Source organism: Hydrogenophaga sp., from assembly GCF_028698005.1.
Lineage (GTDB): Bacteria > Pseudomonadota > Gammaproteobacteria > Burkholderiales > Burkholderiaceae_C > Hydrogenophaga.
Genome location: NZ_JAQVEJ010000199.1, coordinates 1 through 4681 on the forward strand (window position 1 = coordinate 1; position 4681 = coordinate 4681).

4 protein-coding genes and 1 other RNA gene are annotated in these 4681 nt (G+C 68.9%); 2 read left to right on the top strand and 3 right to left on the bottom strand.

Annotation, left to right across the window (positions count from 1 at the left end):
* Together rnpB and PHQ87_RS14545 are read right to left on the bottom strand one after the other, a co-directional pair.
* Window positions 1–241: RNase P RNA component class A (rnpB, locus tag PHQ87_RS14540), an RNA gene on the bottom strand; the annotation flags it as partial.
* Between the two features lie 26 nt (window positions 242–267).
* Window positions 268–1632 carry an MATE family efflux transporter gene (locus PHQ87_RS14545; RefSeq protein ID WP_300235865.1) on the bottom strand — a complete coding sequence of 455 codons (1365 nt, stop codon included), beginning with the start codon at window positions 1630–1632 and terminating at the stop codon, window positions 268–270.
* A gap of 172 nt (window positions 1633–1804) precedes the next feature.
* Here PHQ87_RS14545 and PHQ87_RS14550 point away from each other — a divergent pair, with 172 nt between their 5' ends.
* A complete protein-coding gene (locus PHQ87_RS14550; RefSeq protein ID WP_300235868.1) occupies window positions 1805–3631 on the top strand; it encodes an FAD-dependent protein in 1827 nt (608 codons plus the stop codon).
* 102 nt (window positions 3632–3733) lie between these two features.
* Window positions 3734–4297: a glycine zipper 2TM domain-containing protein gene (locus PHQ87_RS14555; RefSeq protein WP_300235871.1), complete on the top strand. Its 564-nt coding sequence runs from the start codon at window positions 3734–3736 to the stop codon at window positions 4295–4297.
* 192 nt (window positions 4298–4489) lie between these two features.
* Here the strand turns inward: PHQ87_RS14555 and PHQ87_RS14560 are convergent.
* Window positions 4490–4681: M48 family metalloprotease (locus tag PHQ87_RS14560; protein WP_300235874.1), on the bottom strand; the 192-nt coding region annotated here is incomplete at its 5' end.

A 4681-nucleotide genomic window follows, 5' to 3' on the forward strand; every position in this document is an offset into this window, starting at 1 on the left:
TGCTGCCTACCCGCCAGCTCCGCGGAGCCACATCAACGCTGGCCTATTTGGCATTGCTGCGCGTAGAGATTGCCCGTTTCACCCGAACTGAATCGGCTCGTCTCTGTTGCTCTGATCCTCACCTTAGGGCCTTGCGGCTGGTCGGTGGAGAGGTGTTACCTCCTACGCTGCCCTGTGCAGTCCGGACGTTCCTCCAGCACACCCTTTCGGGTCCTGTGCCAGCGACGGTCTGGCGAGCTTCACGACAGGGATTATCCCACCTTCGTCTCAGACCAGGCGCTCGATCGTGCGGTGCCGCCACACACCACGGTAATACACCGTCTGCAGTGCCAGCATCGCCAGGTAGGCCACGGGGAACCCGATCCAGATGCCTTCGAGCCCGATGCGGCGGTTGAGCGCCCACGCCACTCCCATCTGCACCACCAGGATGCAGAAGATGGTAATGCCCGTGGGCACCAGCACGTCGCCGCTGGCGCGCATGATGCCACTGACCATCGCCTGGAAGCCGAACACCAGCAGGCTCCAGAGCATGATGTGCAACAGGTGCCCGCCCTGCGCGCGCACGGCCGGATCGGTCAGGAACAGGCCCAGCAGGGTCTGCGACAGGGCATAGCCCAGCAGCACGAAGCTGCCGGTGATGGCCACATTCAGCCACAGCCCGGTGCTGAGAATGGCGCCCAGGCGCTCGGTGGCACCCTCGCCGATGGCCTGTGCGGCCAGGATGGACGCGGTGATGGCGATCGACAGCGCCGGAAACTGTACGTAGTTGACCACCTGGGTGACGGCGCCATAGGCTGCCGTGGCCTGCGAGCCGTGCTGGTTGACCAGGGCCAGAATGACCAGTTGCGACAAGGACATCACCACCATCTGCACGCCCGTGGGCAGCCCGATTCTGAACACACTGGCCAGAATGGCGCGGTCGATCCGGAACGCAGCCAGCAACTTTCGATCGGGCGCCATCACATGGCCCATGCGCCGCAGCCGGACGGCCAGAAACGCCATCGCCGCCGCTGTGGACAGCAGACTGGCCACGGCGGCGCTCAGAATGCCCAGGCGCGGCAGCCCCAGCCAGCCCTGGATGAAGGCCGGTGTCAGTATCAGTCCCGTGGTGGTCGATATCAGCAGCGCCAGCAGCGGCGAGATGGTGTCGCTGACGCCGCGCAGCAACTGGGTGAACAGGATGAAGACCAGCAGCACCGGCATCATCAGCATCATCACGCGCGCATAGCGCAGGGCATCTTCCAGCACGTCGGCGGGCGTACCCAATGCCACCATGGCCTCGCGCGCGAACATCGCACCCAGCACCGCCGCCACCAGGCCGATCAGCGCCCCCAGGGCCAGCGCGGTCCCCGTGATGGTCCGCACCTTGCCTGGTTCCCGTGCGCCCCAGGCCTGGCCCACCAGCACCGATGCGCCCGCACCCAGGCCGATGACCAGCGAGATGAAAAAGAAAATGATCGGGAACATGCCGGCCACCGAGGCCAGGGCATGCGTGCCCAGCATCTGGCCGATGAAGACGCCGTTGAGCGTTCCCGACAGGCCCTGGAGGATGTTCGACAGGATCATGGGCCCGAGGAACATCAGGTACACGCGCCACAGCGACGGTGGCTTGCTCGGAAGGGATGCGGTCATGGTTGGGGTAGGTAGCGGACCAGGACGCCGCTGGCGTCGTCCAACGCCAGCGGGGTCTCGACCGACCCCGGCAGCCTGGCGATTTTATCCGGACCCGACCCGCATCCCGTCCGCCACAAACGGGGACAATAGGGGGTCCCGCCCTGCTTGATCAACACAAGCCCCACGACCCATGATCCGCATCGCCGAACTCAAGCTGCCCCTGGCCGACGTGCCCCACGAGCACCGCCGCGCCGCCGACGCCCCGCAGGAAACCGATGAGGACCGCGCGCCGCCGCCCCACCCCGTCGAGGCCCTGACCCGGCTGGCCGCCCAGGCCCTGGGCGTGCCGACCGGCGACATCGCGCAACTGGAGGTCTTCAAGCGCAGCTTCGACGCGCGCAAGGCCGACCTGATGGCGGTCTACATCGTTGACGTGGCACTGGCCAGCCCCGAACATGAAACGCAGTTACTGGCGCGCATCGGCACCCACCCCCACATCCAGCCCACGCCCGACATGGCCTGGCGCGCGCCCGGCCATGCGCCGGCCGGCTGGCCCGCCAGCGAGGAAGACCGCCCGGTGGTCGTCGGTCTGGGCCCGTGCGGCTTGCTGGCGGCGCTGACGCTGGCGGAGATGGGTTTTCGTCCCATCGTGCTCGAGCGCGGCAAGCCGGTGCGCGAGCGCACCCAGGACACCTGGGGCCTGTGGCGCCGGCGCCGGCTCAATCCGCAGAGCAACGTGCAGTACGGTGAGGGCGGCGCCGGCCTGTTCTCCGACGGCAAGCTGTACAGCCAGATCAAGGACCCGCGATTCCTCGGCCGCCGCGTGATGCAGGCCTTCGTCGAGGCCGGCGCACCGCCCGAGATCCTGTACACCGCGCACCCGCACATCGGCACCTTCAAGCTGGTCAAGGTGGTCGAGGCCCTGCGCCGCCAGATCATCGCGCTCGGCGGCGAGATCCGCTTCCAGCACCAGGTGCGCGGTGTGCGTCTGGCCACCGGCGCCGACGGCCGCCAGCACCTGGCCGCGCTGACCGTGGAGCGACAGGACACGGGCGAACGACTGGAGATGCCGATGCGCCGGGCCATCTTCGCGCTCGGCCACAGCGCGCGCGACACCTTCACGATGCTGCACGACACGGGCGTGTTCCTCGAACCCAAGCCCTTTTCGATCGGCGTGCGCATCGAGCACCCGCAAAGCGTGATCGACCGCGCCCGCTGGGGCCGCCACGCCGGCCATCCGCTGCTGGGCGCCGCCGACTACAAGCTGGTGCACCACGCCAGCAACGGTCGCACGGTCTACAGCTTCTGCATGTGCCCGGGCGGCACCGTGGTCGCGGCCACCAGCGAACCCGGGCGCGTGGTCACCAACGGCATGAGCCAGTACTCGCGCGCCGAGCGCAACGCCAACGCCGGCATGGTGGTCGGCATCGACCCGGCCGACTTCCCCACGCGCTTCCCGCAGGACCGACCGCTGTGGATCGCCGCCTTCGGCGAGGCCGACGGCGCGCGCCAGGCGGACGCAGCCGAGGCCCTGCAGTCCGAAGGCCGTGTTCACCCCCTCGCGGGCATCGTGCTGCAGCGCGCGCTCGAAGCACGCGCCTTTGAGTACGGCGGCGGCACCTACGACGCGCCGGCCCAGCTCGTGGGCGACTTTCTCGCCGGCCGCCCCTCTCAGGCACTGGGCGAAGTCTTCCCCTCGTACCGCCCGGGCGTGCACCTGGGCGACCTGGCCGAAGTGCTGCCCGCCTATGCTGTGGAAGCGATGCGCGAGGCCCTGCCGGCCTTTGGCCGCAAGATTCGCGGCTACGACATGCCGGACGCCGTCATGACCGGCGTCGAGACCCGCACCAGCTCTCCACTGCGCCTGACGCGCGGCGAGGATTTCCAGAGCCTGAACACGCGCGGCCTGTACCCGGCCGGCGAAGGCGCAGGCTACGCCGGCGGCATCCTCTCGGCGGGCGTGGACGGCATCCGGGTGGCCGAGGCGGTGGCGCAAAGCCTGCTCGCCACCGTGTAAACGCCGCGTTACAACTGCCGCGCCAGCTTTACGCGCGCGCCGATGGCGCTTGACATGCGGCGCGCACGATGAAGGCTCCCTCAACCCAAGGAGCTTTTCATCATGAAACTTCTTCGCCAGCCCATCGCCCTGCTGCCCCTGTCCGCACCGTTCGTGGTAGGCGCGATCGCCCTGTCCGCCAGTGGCCTGGCCCAGGCGGGCACCGAGAGGGCCCGTGTCGTGAGCAGCACCCCCCTCTATGAAACCGTGTCGGTACCGCGCGAGGTCTGCCGTGCCGAACAGGTCCTCGTCTCCGGCCGCACCAGTGGCGCCGGCGCCGTCATGGGCGGCATCGCCGGTGGCGCCATGGGCAATGCCATCGGCGGCGGCAGCGGCCGCGCCATCGCCACCGTGGTCGGCCTGATCGGCGGCGCGGTCATCGGCGACCGCATCGAGGGCCGCCAGCCCGACCGCTACGAAACCGTGCAACGCTGCCAGACCGAGTATGTGAGCGAGCAACGCCCGGCCGGCTACAACGTGGTGTACGAATACGCGGGTCGCCAGTACACGATGCAGACGGCCCAGGCCCCCGGCCGCTTCGTCCAGGTGGACGTGACGCCCCGCCAGTACGACCGTGGCTACGGGCGTCAGCAACCGCGCCACCCGCACAACCCCTACGGCTACTGAGTCCGGGCCGGCCCGAAGCGCTGCACCGGATCATCCGCGCGCACCCGCCCGGACGCAGCGACTCGGCTGGGCGAACTCGGCAGGCCGGAACTCGCCGACCGGATGCACGCGACCATCGAACCACAAGCCTGTTAAAACGAAACCCGCCGGAAGGCGGGTTTCTTTTCATGCAGACCGGCCGAAGCCGGCGCATCAGAGCTGCTGCAGCGCGGCGATACGCTCTTCCATCGGCGGGTGGGTGCTGAACAGCTTGCCCAGGTTGCCCGTGATGCCCATGGCCTGCATGGTCTTGGGCAGCTCACCCGGCACCAGGCCGCCCAGGCGGGCCAGCGCGTTGATCATCGGCTGCTTGCGGCCCATGAGCTGCGCCGCACCGGCATCGGC